A 19,092-nucleotide genomic window follows, 5' to 3' on the forward strand; every position below is an offset into this window, starting at 1 on the left:
TCGGCTTTTTTTATTTCGGTAAGTTTGAGTTGTGAAAGCAACATCACCAGGTTTTAAATGTCATCATGCATAAGGCAGGTTTTGTAAATATTTTTGGTAAGCCCAATGCGGGGAAAAGCACGTTGCTGAACGCCATTATCGGCGAGAAGCTGGCTATTATTTCTCCCAAAGTGCAAACTACGCGGCACCGTATTACAGGCGTATTAACGGATCCTGCGTATCAGATCGTTTTTTCTGACACGCCGGGGATCATTGATCCAAAATACAAGCTGCACGAGAAAATGATGGGTGCGGTTAAATCTGCCCTCGAAGATGCGGATGTGGCTTTGCTGATCATGGATTCGAAAGATTCGATGGAAGAAAACCTGGAATTGTTTGATTCACTGAAACTGAAAGTACCTGTTATTCTCATCCTTAATAAAATGGATAATATCCTCAAAGAGGATATGGAAGTTTTAGTAGAACGCGCCAAAGCCTGGGGCAAAGCAGCAGCGGTAGTACCGGTATCTGCCATGCAGAAGAAAGGTATTAAGGAGCTGCTGGCTGAAATAATAAAACTGCTGCCTGATGGCAACCCGTTCTACCCGGATGACACACTAACGGACAAGTCTACACGCTTTTTAGTGGCAGAAATGATCCGTGAAAAAGTATTCCAGCTGTTTGAAGAAGAGATTCCTTATCACACCACGGTAATTGTTACACAATTCCAGGAGAAGGAAACACTGACGAAGATCACTGCTGAAATCATCGTAACCCGCGACACCCAGAAAGGAATTATCCTCGGTGAAAAGGGCAAATCCATCCGCGAGCTGGGAACATTGGCCCGGCAGGAGATAGAGAAATTTATTGAGCGGAAAGTATTCCTGGAACTGTTTGTGAAAGTACGCGGCAAATGGCGCGACAACGACACTTTCCTGAAGGAATACGGATATTAATCATTGCAAAATTCCTGGATGTATTATCCAGGTTAGTACGACAAAATATAATAAAAAATGGCAGGATTTACAGTAGCTATAGTGGGTCGCCCCAACGTAGGCAAGTCAACGTTGTTCAATCGTTTACTGGAACAACGGAAGGCCATCGTGGATGACCAGAGCGGTGTAACCCGCGATCGTCAATACGGTATTGCCGACTGGAACGGCAAAACCTTCAACGTAATCGATACTGGCGGATTTGTAACCAACAGTGATGATGTATTTGAGCGGGAGATTCGCAAGCAGGCAAAAGTGGCAATGGAAGAGGCCAATGTAATCATCTTCATGTGTGATGTAACCACCGGTATTACCGATCTGGATGCAGACGTGGCAAATATCCTGCGTCGTACCTCCAAACCGGTTTTCCTGGTAGTAAATAAAGTAGATAACAGTCAGCGTCAGCTGGAAGCCACAGAATTCTACAGTATGGGCTTCGATCATATCCACTTCCTTTCTTCCATGACCGGTAGCGGTACCGGCGAATTGCTGGACGACGTGGTAAGCTTTATTACCCCGGAGATGGAAGACGCAAGACTGGAAACAGATATTCCTAAAATAGCGATTATTGGTCAGCCTAACGTAGGGAAATCATCCCTGCTGAATGCACTGGTAGGCGTAGAGCGTAATATCGTTTCCGATATTGCCGGTACTACCCGCGATACCATTCACACCCGCTATAATATGTTCCAGAAAGATTTCATGCTGATAGATACCGCAGGTATCCGTCGTAAAACAAAAGTGCATGAAGACCTGGAATTTTATTCCGTGATCCGTGCCATCAAGGCGGTAGATGAATCTGATGTGGTAATGCTGTTGCTGGATGCTGAAAAAGGTATCACTGCACAGGATCTCAGCATTTTCAGTCTCGCTGCCCGTAAAGGTAAGGGCGTAGTGGTACTGGTAAACAAATGGGATCTCGTGGAAAAAGGTACCAACACCGCCCGGGATTACGAAAAAACGCTGAAAGAGCGACTGGCGCCGTTCTCTGATGTGCCTATCATCTTCACTTCTGTAACTGAAAAGCAACGTATTTTCAAGGCTATTGAAACAGCCCTGGACGTATACGAAAACCGTAAACGCCGGATCCAGACTTCCGTACTGAATGATGTGTTGCTGAAAGCGATTGAAGCGTATCACCCACCGGTGGTAAGAGGTATTCCTATCCGTATCAAGTATGTAACGCAGATCCCTACGCATACGCCGGCATTTGCCTTTTTCTGTAATCTGCCGGATGATGTGAAAACACCGTACCGTAACTACCTGGAGAACCAGATCCGTACGAAATTCAATTTCACGGGGGTCCCTTTGAAAATCTTCTTCAGGAAGAAATAAATAATGACCGAAAAAGCAGGCAGCAGATTTTGTATTTTATAAATTTTGCATACCTTTGCGGCGGTTTTAAAAATAAAACAACCTAAAAAATGAAAAAATTATTCGTATTCGCTGTTGCCGCTGGTATGTTCTTCGTTGCTTGTAACGGTGGTAGCACTCCTGCTGCTGATTCTGCTGCAATTGCACCAGTAGACACAATGAACGCTGCTCCAGTAGTAACTGCTCCAGTTGATTCTGCTGCTCACGTTGATTCTGCTGCTGTAACTGCTCCAGTTGATTCTGCTGCTGCTGCAACTCCAGCTAAGTAAGAGATTATTATCACAATAATATCTTTTCTTGCAAGAAATTGAAAAGCCCATCGCTTATGCGGTGGGCTTTTTAGTGTTTGCGCCTTCGGCGCTTTTAAATTGTCCTGGAGCAGGATTACGCTGATTATACTGATTTTCTTGATTTTTACTTTTTGATTTTATAAAGGATTAAGGGAGATAGAAGCGGATATATTCGCTTTTATCTCCCTTAATCCTTTATAAAATCAAAAAAAAATCCCAAAAGTAAAAATCAAGAAAATCAGTATAATCAGCGTAATCCTGCTCCAGGACAATTTCCGCAGCGCCGAAGGCGCGAAGGCGCGCTAATCTTCGAGTATACTCGCCAGGTTGATCAGCTCATCCTGTTTGTAGGCGTCTTTGTCGTCCCGGAAGCATTTGGATAATTCTTCCAGTAAGAACTGTACAATGCGTTTGTTGGATTGTGGTTTGAAGTAAGACGGCACCGGTGGTACAGATACCCTTTTCAGGTAGGTATCCACATCTTGCTGAGTGTAGATCTGGCCCTGTATGGGATCTATAAAGAACAGGATCCGGTGGTCATCAGGTTCTATCGGGGTGGAAAAATCAATGTAGCTGTCGAAATACGCCAGGATAAACTGCCGGGGAATGTTCACTGCATACACCGGTAAATCCAGCATGGCGCACAGGCCCTGGTAAATGATCCCATTGGTAACAGGGTTACCTTTTTTGGATTCTATCACCTGGTTAATAAAAAATTGATTTTTACGCTGGTAGGAAACTTCTTCTCCTTTGAGGCCAAAGTAGTTATAGATCATGCTGTTCAGCACATTGATCTGTTCCAGTGGTGTAAGATAATTATTGAGTTCCAGCCAGATATTACGTTTGATCCGGTCTATTTCCGCGATGATCTGTGCATCCATGAGATCGGGAAACTGGTACCGGGCCGCCAGTATGGCGCCCTGCATCAGGTCGTGTGTTTCTGAAAGTCCCCATACACGTAACGCCGCCTGCAAATCCTGGTAATGTACCCGGTGAATGAGCAGTTCTATCCTTTCCTGAATAGCCTCGTCAATTGTATTCTCCCACAAATTCTCCAGGTTCGGAATGATATCTTTACCGTACAGTAATATTTTACTGGCAACCGTATCAAATACCTCCAGATCCGGATCATCCAACAGGTGGAACAAAGCGTTTATTTCTCTGTTTTCGTTCATACCATCCATTATTATGATCATGTGGTAATCATTAAATAATGTGATCCTGTCGGCAAATTAAATAATAAGCATACCCTTCACACTGCAGTTATTATCATTGCCCCATTTTTCAGCATATTCTTACCACAGTGTTATTCAGCTTTCTTCTTTCTGGGAGGCGCCTTTTTCTTCGGTGGATTAGCTTTAACGTCTTCAATGATCGCTTTGGCATCTTCCACTGTTAAATCAGCTGCGTTATCTATTTTCTCCTTCGGTATCTTATAGTTCTTCAGGCCTTGCTTAATATAAGGGCCATATGGGCCCTTCAGGATCTGAATTTTCTCTTTTTCAAATATCTTAATGGTCCGTTCGTCTTTGGCAGTGCGTTTCTCCGCAATCAGCGGCGCTACTTCATCCAGTTCCACGGTGTAAGGGTCCATTTCCTTTTTCAGGGAATAAAACTTCTTATCGTGCTGTGCATAAGGACCAAAACGGCCAATGTTTACAATTACGTCGGAGTCCTCAAACTGCCCCAGGTTACGAGGCAATTTAAACAATTCCATCGCTTCATCCATCGTGATGGTTTCGATGCTTTGTGTGGACTTTAATTTGGCAAAGCGTGGCTTTTCCTCATCTTCCACACTGCCTATCTGGATCATCGGGCCATAGCGGCCCATACGGGCTACAATTGGCTTACCGGTAGCCGCATCGGTGCCCAGCGGACGTTCTCCTTTTACACGTTCTGCATTTTCCAGGGTGTTTTCCACATCTTTATGGAAGGGAGAATAAAATTCACTGATCATCGTGTTCCACACCTTCTTACCGCTGGCAATTTCATCAAATTCCTCTTCAATTTTGGCGGTAAAGCCGTAGTCCATTACATTATTAAAATACTGGTTCAGGAAATCGGTTACAATCATTCCCAGATCGGTGGGGAATAATTTTGATTTTTCCGCGCCGGTATTTTCTGCATCGGTTTGTTTAGTGATCTTATCTGCCTTGAGGGTCAGGATGCGGAAATCTCTTTTTATTCCTTCCTTATCTCTTTTTTCTACATAATTACGCTTCTGGATAGTAGTAATAGTAGGTGCGTAGGTAGATGGACGGCCAATGCCCAGTTCTTCCAGTTTCTTTACCAGGCTGGCTTCCGTGTAACGGGGAGCCGGGCGGGAGAACCTTTCCGTTGCTTTCATCTCTTTCAGATCCAGCGACTGTTTTACTGCCAGTGGCGGTAAGGAGCCTTCCTGTTCTTCTTCTGTTTCATCCTCATCGTCGCGGCTCTCCATATATACTTTCAGGAAGCCGTCGAATTTCAGTACTTCCCCGCTGGCGCTCAGCTCTTCGTGGTTAGTAGAGATGTCGATTTTAGCGGTGGTTTTTTCCAGTTCCGCATCCGCCATCTGGCTGGCGATGGTGCGTTTCCAGATCAGTTCGTACAGTTTGCGGGTATCGCTGTCATCTACTGTGGTGTTTTCCATGTAGGTAGGACGGATGGCCTCATGCGCTTCCTGTGCGGACTCATTTTTATTTTTGAATTTCCGGTGCTGATGGTATTTGTCACCGAAACTGGTTTTAATTGCTTTTTCAATTTCACCGATGGCGGTATCCGACAGGTTTACGGAGTCGGTACGCATGTAGGTGATATTACCGCTTTCATACAGCTTCTGGGCCAGTAACATGGTTTTGGAAACGCTGTAGCCTAATTTGCGGCTGGCTTCCTGTTGCAGGGTGGAAGTAGTAAAAGGCGCCGCCGGCGATTTTTTACCGGGCTTTACCTGTATGTCTTTTACAGTGTAGGCCGCTCCAACGCATTGTTCCAGGAATTTCTCCGCATCTTCTGCGGTTTTGAATTTACCGGGACCATCTGCTTTGAAGGAAATGCTTTTGCCATTTATATCCTTACCGGTGAAATAAGCTTCCACTTTAAAGGTGCTCACTGAATTAAAGGTGTTGATCTCTCTTTCCCTTTCTACGATCAGCCGCACTGCTACGGATTGTACGCGGCCGGCGGACAGGGAGTTGCGCATACTCATTTTGCGCCACAGTACCGGGGAGATTTCAAAACCTACGATGCGATCCAGGATACGGCGGGCCTGCTGTGCGTTTACACGGTCCATATCCAGTTTGCGTGGATGCTGTACCGCATTTTCTATGGCCGGCTTGGTAATCTCATGGAAAACAATACGTTTGGTCGTCTTTGGGTCCAGGTTCAATACCTCACACAGATGCCAGGAAATGGCTTCCCCTTCACGGTCCTCATCCGTTGCCAGCCATACCTCATCGGTATCCTTTGCCAGCTTCTTCAGCTCCTTCACCACCTTTTCCTTATCTTCCGGGATCACATACTTAGGCTTGAAGTTATTTTCAATGTCTATCCCCATGTCATCCTTCTCCAGGTCACGTATATGACCGAAGCAGGACCTGACTTCGAAGTCATTGCCCAATATTTTTTCTATGGTCTTGGCTTTCGCCGGGGACTCAACTATAACTAAATTTTTTGCCATGTATGCTTCTTTATTGTGCTGCTAAATACGCAAAATTCTGTAAAATAATTACTTCAATGAATTCCGCAATAATATAAAAGTACCTTCAAATTAAAAAATAAGGCCACTTTTAAACGTTAAAATACGTTGTAATGTAATGAAAAAAACGGGGACCCGCTAAAACACGTATATTAGAAACCACGAATCAGATGGATACCGGCGGTTTGTTATTTTAAAATTAATTATAATGGATGTAGTTATCGTTGGCACTGGCAATGTTGCGCATTGTTTCGGACACCTCTTAAAAATTCATGGTCACCAGGTAAAACAGGTGGTGAGCCGGGACAGGGAACACGCCAGGGAACTGGGAGAAATGCTCCACGCAGATTATACAAACGATCTGCAGGATATAAATATGGACGCAGATGTGTACCTGCTTGCGGTGAGTGATGCTGCTATCCCGGAACTGAACGATCAGCTGCGCTTAGGAAAGCGTATGGTGGCGCATACAGCAGGGGCTGTACCCCTGGCGGCTATCTCCCGGATATCGTCTAATACCGGGGTAGTATACCCCTTACAATCGATCCGCAAGGAAGTGAAGAGCTATCCGCCCATCCCGGTAATGCTGGAAGCCAGCAACGACGAGGTGCTGCGGCGGTTGCAATCGCTGGCCCAGAGTATTTCCGGCAGCGTTACCATTACTACTTCGGAACAGCGGCTGAAATATCATCTTACAGCCGTATTATGTAATAATTTTACCAATCACCTGATTGCACAGGCAAAGGCGTATTGTGAAAAGGAACAGCTGGACTTTAATTTACTGCAACCTATTATAAAGGAAACTTTCGACCGGCTGGAAAAATTTGCACCGGAGTCGGTACAAACCGGTCCGGCGTTGCGCCAGGATGAAACCACCATGAGCCTCCACCGCGAATTGCTGGCTGGTGATCCCTATCTGCAACTGGTTTACCAGGTAATGTCTGACGCTATTTACCAGTTCCATAATAAATAGAGAATAAGTGTTTCTTAATGCGTAATTGGCTATTTTTGGCCCCATGAACGTATTGGCTTTATTTAAATCTATCACCACCTTTGTGCTGGACGTGGATGGTGTACTCACCGATGGTACCCTGCAACTGCTGCCGGGTGGCGAAATGTCCCGCAGAATGAACATCAGGGATGGTTATGCTTTACAGCTGGCGGTAAAAAAAGGTTATCGTGTGGTGGTTATCTCCGGAGGAAAATCAGAAAGTGTGGTGAGCAGGTTACAGGGACTTGGTATAAAAGATATCTTCACCGGTGTACACGATAAGCTGGAGAAGCTGCAGGATTATGTTTTTGAAAATGATCTTCGCTGGGAAGAGATATTATATATGGGAGATGATATCCCGGATTATCTGGCTATGCAACTGGTGGCTTTGCCCACCTGTCCCGCAGATGCAGCGTCCGAAATAAAAAGTATTTCGAGGTACGTGTCCCCATTGCCCGGAGGCCAGGGTTGCGTGAGGGAAGTCATGGAAAAAGTATTGAAACTGAACGGACATTGGTTAATGGATGAAGGAATAGCATCGAAATAATAAAAGAGAAAATTATGAAGCTCTGGGCTGCATTTTTTAAACTGATCAGGTACCCGAATCTGATATATATTGGCCTTACCCAGTTTTTACTGCAATATTGCGTAGTAGAGCCGGTTTTACGCAGCTCCGGCGAAGAGCCGTCACTACCGGTTCCCCAATTTATTTTACTGAGCCTGTCTACCATACTGGTGGCTGCTGCCGGTTATATTATCAACGACTATTTTGATATTAACATAGACATTGTTAATAAACCGGATAAAATGGTGCTGGACAAAATTATCAGCCGGCGCTGGGCAATGGCCTGGCACACCATGCTAAACCTGGCCGGCGTGTCGCTGGGCTTCCTGGTAGCGTGGAAAACAGGACAGTTTTACCTCGGCTTCACCCAGGTGGTCTGTTCCCTGCTGCTCTGGTTTTATTCCACTTCTTTTAAAAGACAGGTGCTGATCGGGAATGTGATTATTTCATTGTTAACTGCCCTGGCAGTGGTGGTGGTAGGATTTTATGAAAAGCAGATCTATCATAGTTTTGAAGCGATCATGTCGCCCACGGGCAGGAAGCTGATCCAGGTCATCGGGGTGTATGCGCTGTTTGCATTCCTCATTTCTATGGTCAGGGAAATTGTGAAAGACCTGGAAGATATGATGGGCGACAGTAAAGACGGATGCCGTACCTTGCCCATTGCCTGGGGAGTGCTGGCCGCCAAACGTTTTTGTAATGCCCTGCTGCTGGCGCTGATCATTATTATTCTCCTGGTGGAGATCCGCGTGTGGATACTGGGCTGGTATATTGCCATCGGTTATTTATTCCTGTTTGTACAGGCGCCCTGTGTTTATATTTACCTGGTGCTTAAAAAAGCAAATCTGCCGGAACATTATCACCGGGTGAGTTCCCTGGTAAAAGTGATTATGCTCACCGGTATTTTATCAATGATATTTTTTAAACTTTATTTATAGAGATGTATAACCGCGCACCCGTAATCCTGGCTTCCCAGTCGCCGCGCAGAAAGCAGCTGCTGGAGCAGGCCGGAATCCCTTTCCAGGTGAAGGTGGTAGAAACCGCAGAAACTTTCCCTCCCGGACTGGCCATACCGGATATTCCTGTTCATATTGCGCGTCAGAAAGCGGCCGTTGTGCAGGAACTGTGTGAAACCGGCGATGTTATCATTGCCGCCGATACGGTAGTGGTACTGGATAACAACATTATCGGCAAACCCAAAGACCGTGAAGATGCCATTGATATTTTGTCGCGTCTCAGCGGACGCGAACATCGTGTAGTCACCGGCGTTATTATCCGGCAGGGGGAAAAGGAAGTTGCTTTTTCCAAAACAACGGCCGTACATTTCAAGCCGTTAACCACCGGCCAGATCACTTATTACGTGGATAAGTACAAGCCTTTTGATAAAGCCGGCGCTTATGCGATCCAGGAATGGATTGGCGCTGTGGGGATAGACAGTATTAACGGTTGCTTCTATAATGTAATGGGGTTGCCCGTAAGCAGGGTAGTGGAAGAACTGGAAAATTTTTAAGCAACAGTAACGGCGCAGGAAACTGCGCCGTTTTCATGATTGGTTTTTGCTTATTACATCTCTTTATTCCAATACCAGGATATTCACATCTTTATTTTTCAGCCAGCCGGCTTCTTGCAGTTTCTGTAAGTTGATAGTACCTACCACATAGCGCCATTCAGTAGATTCATATTTTTCAGAGATATTAAAGAACTCTGCCAGATCTACCTGGTCTGGTGTTTTGTAGCGCAGGTATACTTTCAGTTTTACATCGTTGGTAAAGCTGGGCTGATTGTTTTGTTTGATTTTTTTGTACTCGTAGCGGTAGTTGTATAACAGGGCAGAGATATCGGATAATACCGCGCTGCCGGTAGCAGTACCGCCGGCGCCTTTACCTACAAAGAACTGTTTGTCGGTGAATGCGCTTTCCAGCAGGATCCCATTGTATTCGTTATACACATCGTAGAGCAGGTTGTGTTCCCTGATCAGGTGCGGCAATACGTATGCAAATACGTGGCCGTTCTGACGGCGGCATTGTGCAATCAGTTTGATGGTACAGTTTCTCTGTTTGGCAAACTGTATATCAAAATCATTGAGGTGATGGATCCCGAAGTTGAATACTTCTTCCGGTTTCACAAAGGTGCCGAATGCGTGCAGCAGCAGGATCACTATTTTGAATTTCGGATCATATCCTTCGATGTCGAGAGTAGGATCTGTTTCCGCGAACCCCAGGTCCTGGGCCTGTTGCAGGGCAGTGGCAAAGCTGAGATTCTCTTCAAATATTTTAGTAAGAATATAATTCGTAGATCCGTTACAGATACCTTCCACGGCATTGAGCAGGTCGTTGTCATAATATTCTTCCAGGTTGCGGATAATGGGAATACTTGCACAGCTGGACGCTTCATACAGGAATGGCACTTTGTTTTCTGCCTGCAGCTGGTATAGCGCGGGCAGGTTTTCAGCGATCATACGTTTGCTGGCGCTTACTACGGCTTTACCGTTGCGGAGCGCTTTGCTCACTATTTCAAAAGCTGCTTCGGTGTCATTGATCAGTTCTACTACTACGTCAATGGTAGGATCTTCGAGGATTTCATTTTTATCTGTCGTAAAGTAACTGCTATCGATAGGTCTTGATTTATTAGGGTCTTTAATACAGATTTTTTTGATCCGTGCATTAATACCTTTTGTTCTGTTCAAAACTTCATAGAGTCCTTGTCCTACGACGCCGAATCCGAAAATGCCTAAATTGATGATCTTGTTTTCCATACTTTTTTTTGAGCTTTCAGCCGTAGTAGTCAGTCTTTCGCTGTGCAGAGATGATCAGGTTCTGAACATTGAAAGGGATATGCTAACCGCCAGCGGCTTATTGTAAAACAGTAATTTGCTTGCCGGCCGGATGATTTAATTTATCCAGCGCCTGTTTCAGGTCGTTGATCAGGTCATCGGCATCTTCGATGCCTACTGATAAACGGATGCAGGAGTCCTGCAGACCTGTTTTTCTCCGGAATTCTTCCGGAATGGTACGATGCGTCATGGTGGCCGGATGGGCCAGCATGCTTTTCACGCCGCCGAAGCTTTCTGCCAGCTTAAATAATTTGGTGGCGTTTACGATACGGATCGCATTTTTGATATTGTCGCTTTTCAGGGAAAAGCTGACCAGTGCGCCGTAATTTTTTTGTTGTTTACGGGCAATATGATGGTTTTTATGTGTGGCCAGTCCGGGATAAAATACTTTATCCACTGCGGGATGTGCGGCCAGCCAGTTGGCGATGGCATTGGCGTTGCTGCATTGTTTTTCCAGGCGCAGGTATAATGTTTCAATACCGCGTATGGTGAGCCATGCTTCAAACGGGCTGAGTATACTACCGGAAATATTCTGGTTATACCGGATCTGGTCTGCCAGTGTTTTTGAGTTTACTACTACGAGGCCGGCAATAACATCACAGTGTCCTGCAAGGTATTTGGAAGCGCTGTGGATCACCAGGTCGGCGCCCAGCGTTAGCGGCTGTTGCAGTAATGGTGTGCTGAAGGTATTGTCTACTGCCAGCAGGATATTATGTTGTTTGGCGATTTTGCTGATAGATTTAATATCAGAAACGCGCAAAGTAGGATTGGTAGGGGATTCCAGCCAGATGATCTTTGTATTGGGCGTGATGGCGGCCAGTACTTTATCGAGATTGCTGGTATCTACAAAATTCACTTTGATACCAAAGCGTTCAAACATGTGGTTAAAGATCTGGAAGATGCCACCGTAAGTGTCTTCCACGGCCATGATTTCATCGCCGGTTTTTAACAGCTTCAGCACCGCATCTATGGCCGACATGCCACTGGCAAACGCAAATCCGGCAAACCCTTCTTCCAGGTTGCAGATAAGGTCTTCCAGCACTTTTCTCGTGGGGTTGTTTGCCCGCGAAAACTCAAAGCCTTTATTGATGCCGGGCGATTCCTGCACGAAAGTGGACGTTTGATAGATAGGCACAGAAATGGCGCCTGTCAGTTCGTCTACCGGTATGCTGTGAATCAGTTGTGTAGCTGTTTTCATGTTATAAATTATTTTTAATGATGTTCAATGTGCACAATTGCCAACTGCAACGATATCATTAAAGATCAACTTAAACAACAACAAATCCATGAAAGGGGTGGGGAGGGGGCATAAAAAAAGCTCTCCCGATTGTTGGAAGAGCTCCTTTAGAAAGTTATATATATCTGTGAAGTATTATCTCTGCCAACTTATCTTTCCCCGATTTGCACCGGGGCAGGAATTAGCACCTTTTTCCTGATCATAATAATCAGGAAAGGTTGCTAAGGCATCGCAGGGCCAAGTCCCTCCGCCTTTCTGGATAAGTGATGTGTAAGAACTGGCGCAAAGGTAATATCACTTTGAGCAGATTTCCAAATTGGAATTGGAATTTATTTATTAATCGATGTTTTATTACCTTTGGATGATATTATTTTGTACCCAACCATATCTCTTATGTTTGTTAACCCGTTGCTCTCAGAAGAGCTGTTCCAGCACATCTGGGCATTCCGGCTATTTAAGCAGGATCATCTGACTACTACCGGCGGAGAATCAGTACAGGTGGTGTTTCCCGGTATTCATAACCACAATGGCGGGCCGGATTTTTCGGCCGCAAAAATCAGGATCGGAGCTACCCTGTGGGTAGGCCAGGTGGAGTTGCACCTGCGTACATCCGACTGGTTCCGGCATGGGCACCAGCACAATCCCCAATACGGGCGTATCATCCTGCACGTGGTGTTTGTACATGACATGCCCGCTGTGGGGATCAGGGAGGCGCCCTGCCTGGAACTGCAGCAGCATATTCCCAAACTGCTCCTGCAGCGGTATGAGGAACTGCGGCGGTTGTCGCCCTTTGTACCATGCGCGCCGCATGCCTCCCAGGTGCCGCCACTCATCTGGCTCAGCTGGAAAGAACGGTTGCTGGCGGAGCGCTGGGAAAGTAAGATCGGCAGCCTGCGGGCGTGGCTGCAGCACAATCGTTACAACTGGGAAGAAGTGTGTTACTGGGCGGTGGCGCAAAGCTATGGCACGCCCGTAAATGCCCTGTCGTTCCTGCAGGTGGCGCAGTCGCTGCCCTATAAAATGCTGATGCGGTACCGGCACCTGCTGCTCCAGCTGGAGGCCCTGCTGTTCGGTCAGGCCGGGATGCTGGAAGCGCCGCAAACAGACGGATATGCGTTACAGTTACAGGATGTTTATGGGCACCTGCAACACAAGTTCCGGCTAAGCCCTATGGCTGGCCATCAATGGAACTGGCTGCGGATGCGGCCTGCCGCCTTCCCTACCATGCGACTGGCTACCTTCGCGGCGCTTTTGCAGCAATCCCCTCATCTTTTTTCCCGGATCCTGGACGCCCCCGACATAACGGCGCTGGAACAGTTGTTCTTCGTACAGCCATCGGCGTACTGGCATACGCATTACCGTTTCGGGCATCCCGTAAACCGTACGCAGCGGCCGGGGAAACAGGCCGTGCAGGGCATCCTGATCAACACCGTGTTGCCTTTGCTGTTCCTGTACGGACAGGATAAGCACGGGAAATATTACCAGGAAAAGGCTTTGCATTTCCTGCAACAGCTACCGCCGGAAAAGAACCACATCACCGGCAGCTGGAGCCAGTTGGGCGTTACGCAGGAAAGCGCGATGGAATCACAGGCATTATTGCAGCTGAAGCAACACTACTGTGACGAGAAAAAGTGCCTGCAATGTGCGATAGGAGTGAAGATCCTCGCGGGCGGGTAAGGGATCGCCTTCGGCAATTTTAAATTGTCTTGGAGCAGGATTACGCTGATTATACTGATTTAGGGATTTGATTATTTTGGATTTTAAAAAGATTAGGGGAGATAGAAGCGGATATATCCACTTTTATCTCCCCTAATCTTTTTAAAATCTAAAAATCCAGAAAGTAAAAATCAAGCTAATCAGTATAATCAGCGTAATCCTGCTCCAAGACAATTTACAACCGCCGAAGGCGGTACTACCAGTTAAAAGTCACATCCTGTACAATATCCGGATGCACGCTCTTTGCCACAGGGCAGGTGAGTGCCGCTCTTTCCAGGATAGTTTTTTCCTTTTCACCGAGGGTGTGGCCTGCGGGGAAATCAAACACGATGGTTACGCCGGTAATACGGCGGGGATCCGACCCCATTATTTTCTGAACGCTTACTTTGGTGCCTTCAATAGCCCAGTTATTATCCAGCGCCTTGATGCCCATGATGCTGAGCATGCAGGAACCGAGGGCGGTGGCCACCAGATCAGTAGGGGAAAATCTTTCTCCCCTGCCCCGGTTATCAACAGGTGCATCGGTATCGATAACAGTGCCTGATTGCAGATGGGTGGCGGTTGTACGAAGTTCGCCGGTATAGATAATAGATGCTGTTTGCATGATATCTTTTTAAATGATCAATCCGTAAAATTAAATGTATTTTTATTATAAGTGTATCCCCTGGCAGTGAAGGCCCTGGTAAACTAAAAAAAAATTAGCTACGTTTGTAATATATACATAACAATACCTTTGTTCAAGCGTTTATTTATTATAATAATAGCCCACTGTGAAAAAAATATACTTAATCCTGTTTTTAGCAACAATATCCGGCGGCTTATTTGCGCAATCTACCTCACGGCAGCAGCAAAGCACGAAGAAAAGTGACAAGGAACAGCGTAAGCTGAAGAAGATCTCCATTTTCCGTGAACAGGAAGAGGGGGAAAATGTTTTCCAGCGCGACTTTTCTGCGGGAGCCCGGTTGAATACCGACGGATGGTCTGGCTTTGCGGAACTGGGATACCGGAAAACGAGGAAAAAAGTGAATTATTTCCAGTTTGAGTTTGGAGAGAAGAAAAGTAACAAGGAAGTAAAGATCAGCAGCGGTTACGCTTTTACCCAGCGTCCTTTTATATATGGTAAACAGAATAATTTCTACCAGGCTAAGCTGGGTGTGGGTCAGCGGTACCTGATCGGCGGCAAAGCCAATAAAAACGGGGTAGAAGTAGACGCTATCTATTACGGCGGCGTATCCCTGGGGCTGGTGAAACCTTATTACCTGAATGTGCAGAATGAAAACGGCGAGAATGTGGATATCAAATACACCCCGGAAACGGCGGACCTATTCCTGCACAAGGAACAGATCAACGGCGCCGGCGGTTTTGGAAAAGGCTGGAGCAATCTTAGTGTGGTACCGGGTTTACACGCCAAATTGGGCATGCGGTTCGACTGGGCCCACTTTAACGAGGTAGTGAGCGCCCTGGAAATAGGAGTAAACGGTGAATACTACACCAAAAAGATCCCTATTATGGTGGCAGTGGATGGCGTTGACCAAAATAAACAGTTCTTTTTTAATGCATATGTCAGCATCCAATTCGGGAAGCGCTGGAATAAGAGATAAGTATTAACTTTGCTCTTCTAAAGAAAGGAATAAGCGATGCAAGAACTACCCGTAATAGCCGCCGAACCGGCTACAACAAGAGTAAAAAAGCCAGACTGGCTGCGCGTTAAATTACCCATAGGCGAGAACTATAAACAGGTTAGAAACCTGGTAGATACCCATAAATTACATACGATCTGCGAAAGTGGTAACTGTCCCAATATGGGCGAGTGCTGGGGCGCCGGTACCGCTACTTTCATGATCCTGGGAAATATCTGTACCCGCAGCTGCGGTTTTTGCGCCGTTGCCACCGGGCGTCCGGAAGCAGTGGACTTTGATGAACCACAGCGTGTGGCAGAAGCCATTTACCTGATGAAAGTAAAACATGCCGTTATCACCTCTGTAGACAGGGATGAACTGAAAGACGGCGGTTCCATCATCTGGGCCAATACCATCAATGCTGTAAGGGCATTGAACCCGGAAACAACGATGGAAACCCTGATCCCGGATTTCCGTGGTCAGTGGGAAAACCTCCAGCGTATCATTGATGTGGCGCCTGAAATTGTATCACATAACCTGGAAACGGTAGAACGTTTAACCAAACAGGTGAGGATACAGGCCAAATACCACCGCAGCCTGGAAGTGATCCGTCGCCTGAAAGAAGGTGGCATGCGCACCAAGAGTGGTATTATGCTTGGTTTGGGTGAAACCAAAGAAGAAGTGGTACAGGCCATGCAGGATTTGTACGACAACGGTTGTGATGTGGTAACGCTGGGTCAATATCTCCAGCCAACGCCCAAACATTTGCCTGTTGCCCGCTTTGTTCATCCTGATGAATTTGCAGAATTACGCGAGATAGGTTACAACATGGGACTCGACTACGTAGAGTCAGGACCGTTAGTAAGATCATCCTATCATGCGGAGAAACATATTGTCAGCGGTCGTAATAAAGGATGACCGGAACTGATTTTCACTTAATTGTTAAAATCCACCCAAAGGGTGGATTTTTGTTTTCATAACGTTATCTTAGCGCCCGAATTCGTTTTACCTAAGCAACAGAATCATTTGTTGTTCACCTACTTCGCTGTTATACGTTGTATTCAGATACCTGGAACCGCCCTTGAAACCGTGCTGATAAAGTTTCAGAAGATTTTGAATTCGCAACTCTCTTATCAACCTACCTGTTTGCTGTAATGATTACAGCTTAACATGTTTTTGCGGCAATTAAAAATGTTGTAATGCGCACAGCGTTGCAGCAAATACGGGATAATAATGCTATGCCATTAAAGAAGCGAACCTTTTTTATGCGTGCCTTATTTTCTTTCGATTGGTACAATGATGAACTGAATGTCAAAAGCCTTTTATGAAAAGAGCATTTTATTTGTTAGCTGTGGCATGCGGATTATTTATATCCCCGCAGGTATTTTCACAGCAATCTACGGACTCTCTGTTAACCAGCGCTACCCTGCAGGAATGTGTACGGTATGCCCTTTCCCACCAGCCCGTCATCAGGCAATCGCGCATCGATGAAGCGATTACCGACAGAACAGTGAAAAGTAAGCTGGCCGACTGGTATCCACAGATCAACCTGGATTATAACATCCAGCATTACCTGGAACTGCCTACCTCTGTTTTTGGTGGTAATCCTACCAAAGTAGGCGTGTCTAATACTTCTACCGCGCAGTTCGGGCTGAATCAGAACCTCTTTACCCGCGACCTCTTACTGGCCACTAATACGGCAAGGGACGTACGAAAACAAAGCCGTCAGACTACCGCACGTAACCAGATAGACCTGGTGGCAGACGTGAGCAAGGCTTATTATGACGTACTCCTCACCACAGAACAGATCAAGGTACTGAGCGAAGACATTACCCGCCTGGAACGCAGCCTGAAAGATGCGAACAACCAGTACGCCAGCGGCATCGTGGACAAAACCGACGCCAAGCGCGCTACCATTTCGCTGAACAATGCCCGCGCACAACAGAAGGCAGCACGCGAACTGCTCACTTCCAAACAGGCATACCTGAAGGAACTGATGGGATACCCGCTGAACAGCGGTGATGTGCCGTTAACGCAGGACTCTTCTGCCGTAGCAGCAGAAGTAACCGGCGCAGATACACTGCTGACAGCCGACTACAAAAACCGCATCGAATACCAGTTACTCGAAACACAACAAAGTTTGCTGCAGGCTAACCTGAAGTATAACAAATGGAGTTACCTGCCCACCGTATCTGCTTTTATCAACTACTCTTTTGCTTATCAGAATGAGCAGTTCGGTAAGTTATACAGTGAGAATTTTCCCAACTCTTTACTGGGATTAAAATTATCCTTACCCATTTTCCAGGGAGGAAAAAGAGTACATAACATCCGCATGGCGGAACTCCAGATCCAGCGCACACAGTGGGATTTCGCGGCTTTAAGAAGCCAGATCAATTCACAGTACGCGCAGGCGATGGCTACGTATAAAAGCAACTACAACGACTATCTCACATTGAAAGAGAATGTACAGATGGCACAGGATGTATACGATATGTTGCAATTGCAGTACAAGGAAGGGATCAAAACTTATCTCGATGTACTGGTGTCTGAAACAGAACTGCGCTCTGCGCAACTGAATTTTTATAATTCCATGTTCCAGGTGCTGTCCAGCCGGATAGACCTGCAAAAAGCATTAGGAACCTTAACAGCTAATTATTAAATGGTAACCGGAACGGATATGAAAAAAATGAACAACATTGTCTTAATCAGCGCTGCCAGTATCCTGGGCTTTACGGCCTGTAAAGGTCCTGCCCAGAAAGGAGTGCCTGCTATGCCCCCTACACCGGTAAATATTACGGAGGCATCCGTAGCACCGGCCGTTTATTATGATAAATATCCCGCCACGGTGGTAGCGCTGAACCAGGTGGAACTGCGTTCCCAGGTGTCAGGGTTTATTACCGGGATCTTCTTTAAGGAAGGAGAAGTGGTGCAGAAAGGAAAGACCCTGTATGAAATAGACCGCCGTAAATATGAAGCGGCTTATCTGCAGGCACAGGCGAATGTGGCCAGTGCAAAAGCCAGCTTCGACAGGGCAAAAAAAGATGACGACCGTTACCAGCGACTGGCAGACCAGGACGCCGTAGCCCGTCAGATCCTGGATAATGCGAAGGCTACCCTGGAAACTTCCCGCAGCCAGCTGGCCGCAGCAGAAGCCAACCTCGCAGCGGTTCGTACTGACCTGGATTATTCCCTGATCAAAGCGCCGTTTACCGGGCGTATTGGTATTTCACAGGTAAAGCTGGGCGCCCAGGTGAGCCCCGGTACCACCCTGCTGAATACCATCTCCAGCGAAAATCCAATAGGTGTTGATTTCGTGGTAACAGAAAATGATATCTCCCGTTTTGCTGCGATGCAGGGAGGTAAAGCCAGCGACTCTACTTTCCGTTTGCAGTTGTCTGACGGTACAGAATTCGTTCATGCCGGCAAGATCCTCGCTATCGACCGTGGCGTGGATAACCAGACCGGTACCATCCGCGTGCGTATTGAATTCAGTAATCCTGACGACCGGCTGAAAGATGGTATGAGCTGCGTGTTGCGCGTACTGAATGAACAATCCGGCGAAAGACTGATCATCCCATACAAAGCGATCACAGAGCAGATGGGCGAATACTTTGTATTCATCGCAAAAGACTCTGTAGCAGCACAGCAGAAAGTACATCTCGGTCCAAAAATCGGCGACAGGATTGTGATTATGGACGGTGTTCAGGCCGGCGACAAGGTGATTACAGAAGGCTTCCAGCGCTTACGTGATGGCGGCAAAATACAGATAGGAATACCAGCCGCTCCAACAGGCGCGCCTGCGAAGAAATAGTTTATCAGT

General features: G+C 46.5%; 17 protein-coding genes and 1 riboswitch. Of the genes, 12 read left to right on the forward strand and 5 right to left on the reverse strand.

Annotation, left to right across the window (positions count from 1 at the left end; genetic code table 11):
• Nucleotides 1–65 precede the first annotated feature (65 nt).
• The 3 genes from era to ACMXI2_RS03235 all read left to right on the forward strand — a co-directional run bounded on the left by era (nucleotide 66) and on the right by ACMXI2_RS03235 (nucleotide 2,614).
• Complete coding sequence (era, locus tag ACMXI2_RS03225) at nucleotides 66–935, forward strand: GTPase Era (protein ID WP_483780280.1); 870 nt, start codon at nucleotides 66–68, stop codon at nucleotides 933–935.
• 57 nt (nucleotides 936–992) lie between these two features.
• The gene (gene der / locus ACMXI2_RS03230) at nucleotides 993–2,306 is read left to right on the forward strand and encodes a ribosome biogenesis GTPase Der (protein ID WP_483780282.1); all 1,314 of its coding nucleotides are present in this window, start codon (nucleotides 993–995) and stop codon (nucleotides 2,304–2,306) included.
• A gap of 89 nt (nucleotides 2,307–2,395) precedes the next feature.
• A complete protein-coding gene (locus tag ACMXI2_RS03235; RefSeq protein ID WP_483780283.1) occupies nucleotides 2,396–2,614 on the forward strand; it encodes a hypothetical protein in 219 nt (72 codons plus the stop codon).
• Nucleotides 2,615–2,937: 323 nt separating this feature from the next.
• Here the strand turns inward: ACMXI2_RS03235 and ACMXI2_RS03240 are convergent, their stop codons facing one another.
• Both ACMXI2_RS03240 and topA read right to left on the reverse strand, forming a co-directional pair.
• Nucleotides 2,938–3,810 carry a transglutaminase-like domain-containing protein gene (locus ACMXI2_RS03240; protein ID WP_483780284.1) on the reverse strand — a complete coding sequence of 291 codons (873 nt, stop codon included), beginning with the start codon at nucleotides 3,808–3,810 and terminating at the stop codon, nucleotides 2,938–2,940.
• A gap of 131 nt (nucleotides 3,811–3,941) precedes the next feature.
• Nucleotides 3,942–6,293 (reverse strand): type I DNA topoisomerase, encoded by a 2,352-nt coding sequence (topA, locus tag ACMXI2_RS03245; RefSeq protein WP_483780285.1) that lies wholly within the window; start codon nucleotides 6,291–6,293, stop codon nucleotides 3,942–3,944.
• A gap of 226 nt (nucleotides 6,294–6,519) precedes the next feature.
• Here topA and ACMXI2_RS03250 point away from each other — a divergent pair, with 226 nt between their 5' ends.
• Genes ACMXI2_RS03250 through ACMXI2_RS03265 form a run of 4 tightly spaced genes read left to right on the forward strand, consistent with a single transcriptional unit; the run spans nucleotide 6,520 to nucleotide 9,377 of the window.
• A complete protein-coding gene (locus tag ACMXI2_RS03250) occupies nucleotides 6,520–7,284 on the forward strand; it encodes a Rossmann-like and DUF2520 domain-containing protein (RefSeq protein WP_483780286.1) in 765 nt (254 codons plus the stop codon).
• Between the two features lie 43 nt (nucleotides 7,285–7,327).
• Nucleotides 7,328–7,849: a KdsC family phosphatase gene (locus ACMXI2_RS03255; protein WP_483780287.1), complete on the forward strand. Its 522-nt coding sequence runs from the start codon at nucleotides 7,328–7,330 to the stop codon at nucleotides 7,847–7,849.
• Nucleotides 7,850–7,863: 14 nt separating this feature from the next.
• Complete coding sequence (locus ACMXI2_RS03260) at nucleotides 7,864–8,805, forward strand: geranylgeranylglycerol-phosphate geranylgeranyltransferase (RefSeq protein WP_483780288.1); 942 nt, start codon at nucleotides 7,864–7,866, stop codon at nucleotides 8,803–8,805.
• 2 nt (nucleotides 8,806–8,807) lie between these two features.
• Nucleotides 8,808–9,377 (forward strand): Maf family protein, encoded by a 570-nt coding sequence (locus ACMXI2_RS03265; protein WP_483780289.1) that lies wholly within the window; start codon nucleotides 8,808–8,810, stop codon nucleotides 9,375–9,377.
• 63 nt (nucleotides 9,378–9,440) lie between these two features.
• On the opposite strand, the gene ACMXI2_RS03270 is transcribed toward ACMXI2_RS03265, so the two are convergent.
• A complete protein-coding gene (locus ACMXI2_RS03270; protein WP_483780290.1) occupies nucleotides 9,441–10,622 on the reverse strand; it encodes a homoserine dehydrogenase in 1,182 nt (393 codons plus the stop codon).
• Between the two features lie 97 nt (nucleotides 10,623–10,719).
• Entirely contained in the window at nucleotides 10,720–11,898 is a 1,179-nt protein-coding gene (locus tag ACMXI2_RS03275; protein WP_079468975.1) for a trans-sulfuration enzyme family protein, read from the reverse strand.
• A gap of 185 nt (nucleotides 11,899–12,083) precedes the next feature.
• Nucleotides 12,084–12,203, reverse strand: a riboswitch (SAM riboswitch).
• Between the two features lie 127 nt (nucleotides 12,204–12,330).
• Between ACMXI2_RS03275 and ACMXI2_RS03280 the strand changes: the two genes are divergently transcribed.
• Nucleotides 12,331–13,614, forward strand: coding sequence for a DUF2851 family protein (locus tag ACMXI2_RS03280; protein WP_483780291.1), 1,284 nt, complete (start codon nucleotides 12,331–12,333; stop codon nucleotides 13,612–13,614).
• A gap of 235 nt (nucleotides 13,615–13,849) precedes the next feature.
• Here ACMXI2_RS03280 and ACMXI2_RS03285 read toward each other — a convergent pair whose 3' ends face one another.
• Complete coding sequence (locus tag ACMXI2_RS03285) at nucleotides 13,850–14,257, reverse strand: OsmC family protein (RefSeq protein WP_483780292.1); 408 nt, start codon at nucleotides 14,255–14,257, stop codon at nucleotides 13,850–13,852.
• Nucleotides 14,258–14,423: 166 nt separating this feature from the next.
• Between ACMXI2_RS03285 and ACMXI2_RS03290 the strand changes: the two genes are divergently transcribed.
• The 4 genes from ACMXI2_RS03290 to ACMXI2_RS03305 all read left to right on the forward strand — a co-directional run bounded on the left by ACMXI2_RS03290 (nucleotide 14,424) and on the right by ACMXI2_RS03305 (nucleotide 19,083).
• On the forward strand, nucleotides 14,424–15,254 hold the full coding sequence (locus ACMXI2_RS03290) for a hypothetical protein (protein WP_483780293.1): 831 nt from the start codon (nucleotides 14,424–14,426) through the stop codon (nucleotides 15,252–15,254).
• A gap of 36 nt (nucleotides 15,255–15,290) precedes the next feature.
• The gene (gene lipA / locus ACMXI2_RS03295) at nucleotides 15,291–16,190 is read left to right on the forward strand and encodes a lipoyl synthase (RefSeq protein ID WP_079468971.1); all 900 of its coding nucleotides are present in this window, start codon (nucleotides 15,291–15,293) and stop codon (nucleotides 16,188–16,190) included.
• A gap of 406 nt (nucleotides 16,191–16,596) precedes the next feature.
• A complete protein-coding gene (locus tag ACMXI2_RS03300) occupies nucleotides 16,597–17,931 on the forward strand; it encodes a TolC family protein (protein ID WP_483780294.1) in 1,335 nt (444 codons plus the stop codon).
• Nucleotides 17,932–17,958: 27 nt separating this feature from the next.
• Complete coding sequence (locus tag ACMXI2_RS03305; RefSeq protein WP_483780295.1) at nucleotides 17,959–19,083, forward strand: efflux RND transporter periplasmic adaptor subunit; 1,125 nt, start codon at nucleotides 17,959–17,961, stop codon at nucleotides 19,081–19,083.
• Nucleotides 19,084–19,092: the final 9 nt, after the last annotated feature.

It is taken from the genome of Chitinophaga sp. G7 BAM 1005, from assembly GCF_057126945.1.

Coding starts and splice junctions, on each gene's coding strand:
- era (WP_483780280.1), top strand. CDS start 66: ATGCATAAGGCAGGTTTTGTAAATATTTTTGGTAAGCCCAATGCGGGG.
- der (WP_483780282.1), top strand. CDS start 993: ATGGCAGGATTTACAGTAGCTATAGTGGGTCGCCCCAACGTAGGCAAG.
- ACMXI2_RS03235 (WP_483780283.1), top strand. CDS start 2,396: ATGAAAAAATTATTCGTATTCGCTGTTGCCGCTGGTATGTTCTTCGTT.
- ACMXI2_RS03240 (WP_483780284.1), bottom strand. CDS start 3,810: ATGAACGAAAACAGAGAAATAAACGCTTTGTTCCACCTGTTGGATGAT.
- topA (WP_483780285.1), bottom strand. CDS start 6,293: ATGGCAAAAAATTTAGTTATAGTTGAGTCCCCGGCGAAAGCCAAGACC.
- ACMXI2_RS03250 (WP_483780286.1), top strand. CDS start 6,520: ATGGATGTAGTTATCGTTGGCACTGGCAATGTTGCGCATTGTTTCGGA.
- ACMXI2_RS03255 (WP_483780287.1), top strand. CDS start 7,328: ATGAACGTATTGGCTTTATTTAAATCTATCACCACCTTTGTGCTGGAC.
- ACMXI2_RS03260 (WP_483780288.1), top strand. CDS start 7,864: ATGAAGCTCTGGGCTGCATTTTTTAAACTGATCAGGTACCCGAATCTG.
- ACMXI2_RS03265 (WP_483780289.1), top strand. CDS start 8,808: ATGTATAACCGCGCACCCGTAATCCTGGCTTCCCAGTCGCCGCGCAGA.
- ACMXI2_RS03270 (WP_483780290.1), bottom strand. CDS start 10,622: ATGGAAAACAAGATCATCAATTTAGGCATTTTCGGATTCGGCGTCGTA.
- ACMXI2_RS03275 (WP_079468975.1), bottom strand. CDS start 11,898: ATGAAAACAGCTACACAACTGATTCACAGCATACCGGTAGACGAACTG.
- ACMXI2_RS03280 (WP_483780291.1), top strand. CDS start 12,331: ATGTTTGTTAACCCGTTGCTCTCAGAAGAGCTGTTCCAGCACATCTGG.
- ACMXI2_RS03285 (WP_483780292.1), bottom strand. CDS start 14,257: ATGCAAACAGCATCTATTATCTATACCGGCGAACTTCGTACAACCGCC.
- lipA (WP_079468971.1), top strand. CDS start 15,291: ATGCAAGAACTACCCGTAATAGCCGCCGAACCGGCTACAACAAGAGTA.
- ACMXI2_RS03300 (WP_483780294.1), top strand. CDS start 16,597: ATGAAAAGAGCATTTTATTTGTTAGCTGTGGCATGCGGATTATTTATA.
- ACMXI2_RS03305 (WP_483780295.1), top strand. CDS start 17,959: ATGAACAACATTGTCTTAATCAGCGCTGCCAGTATCCTGGGCTTTACG.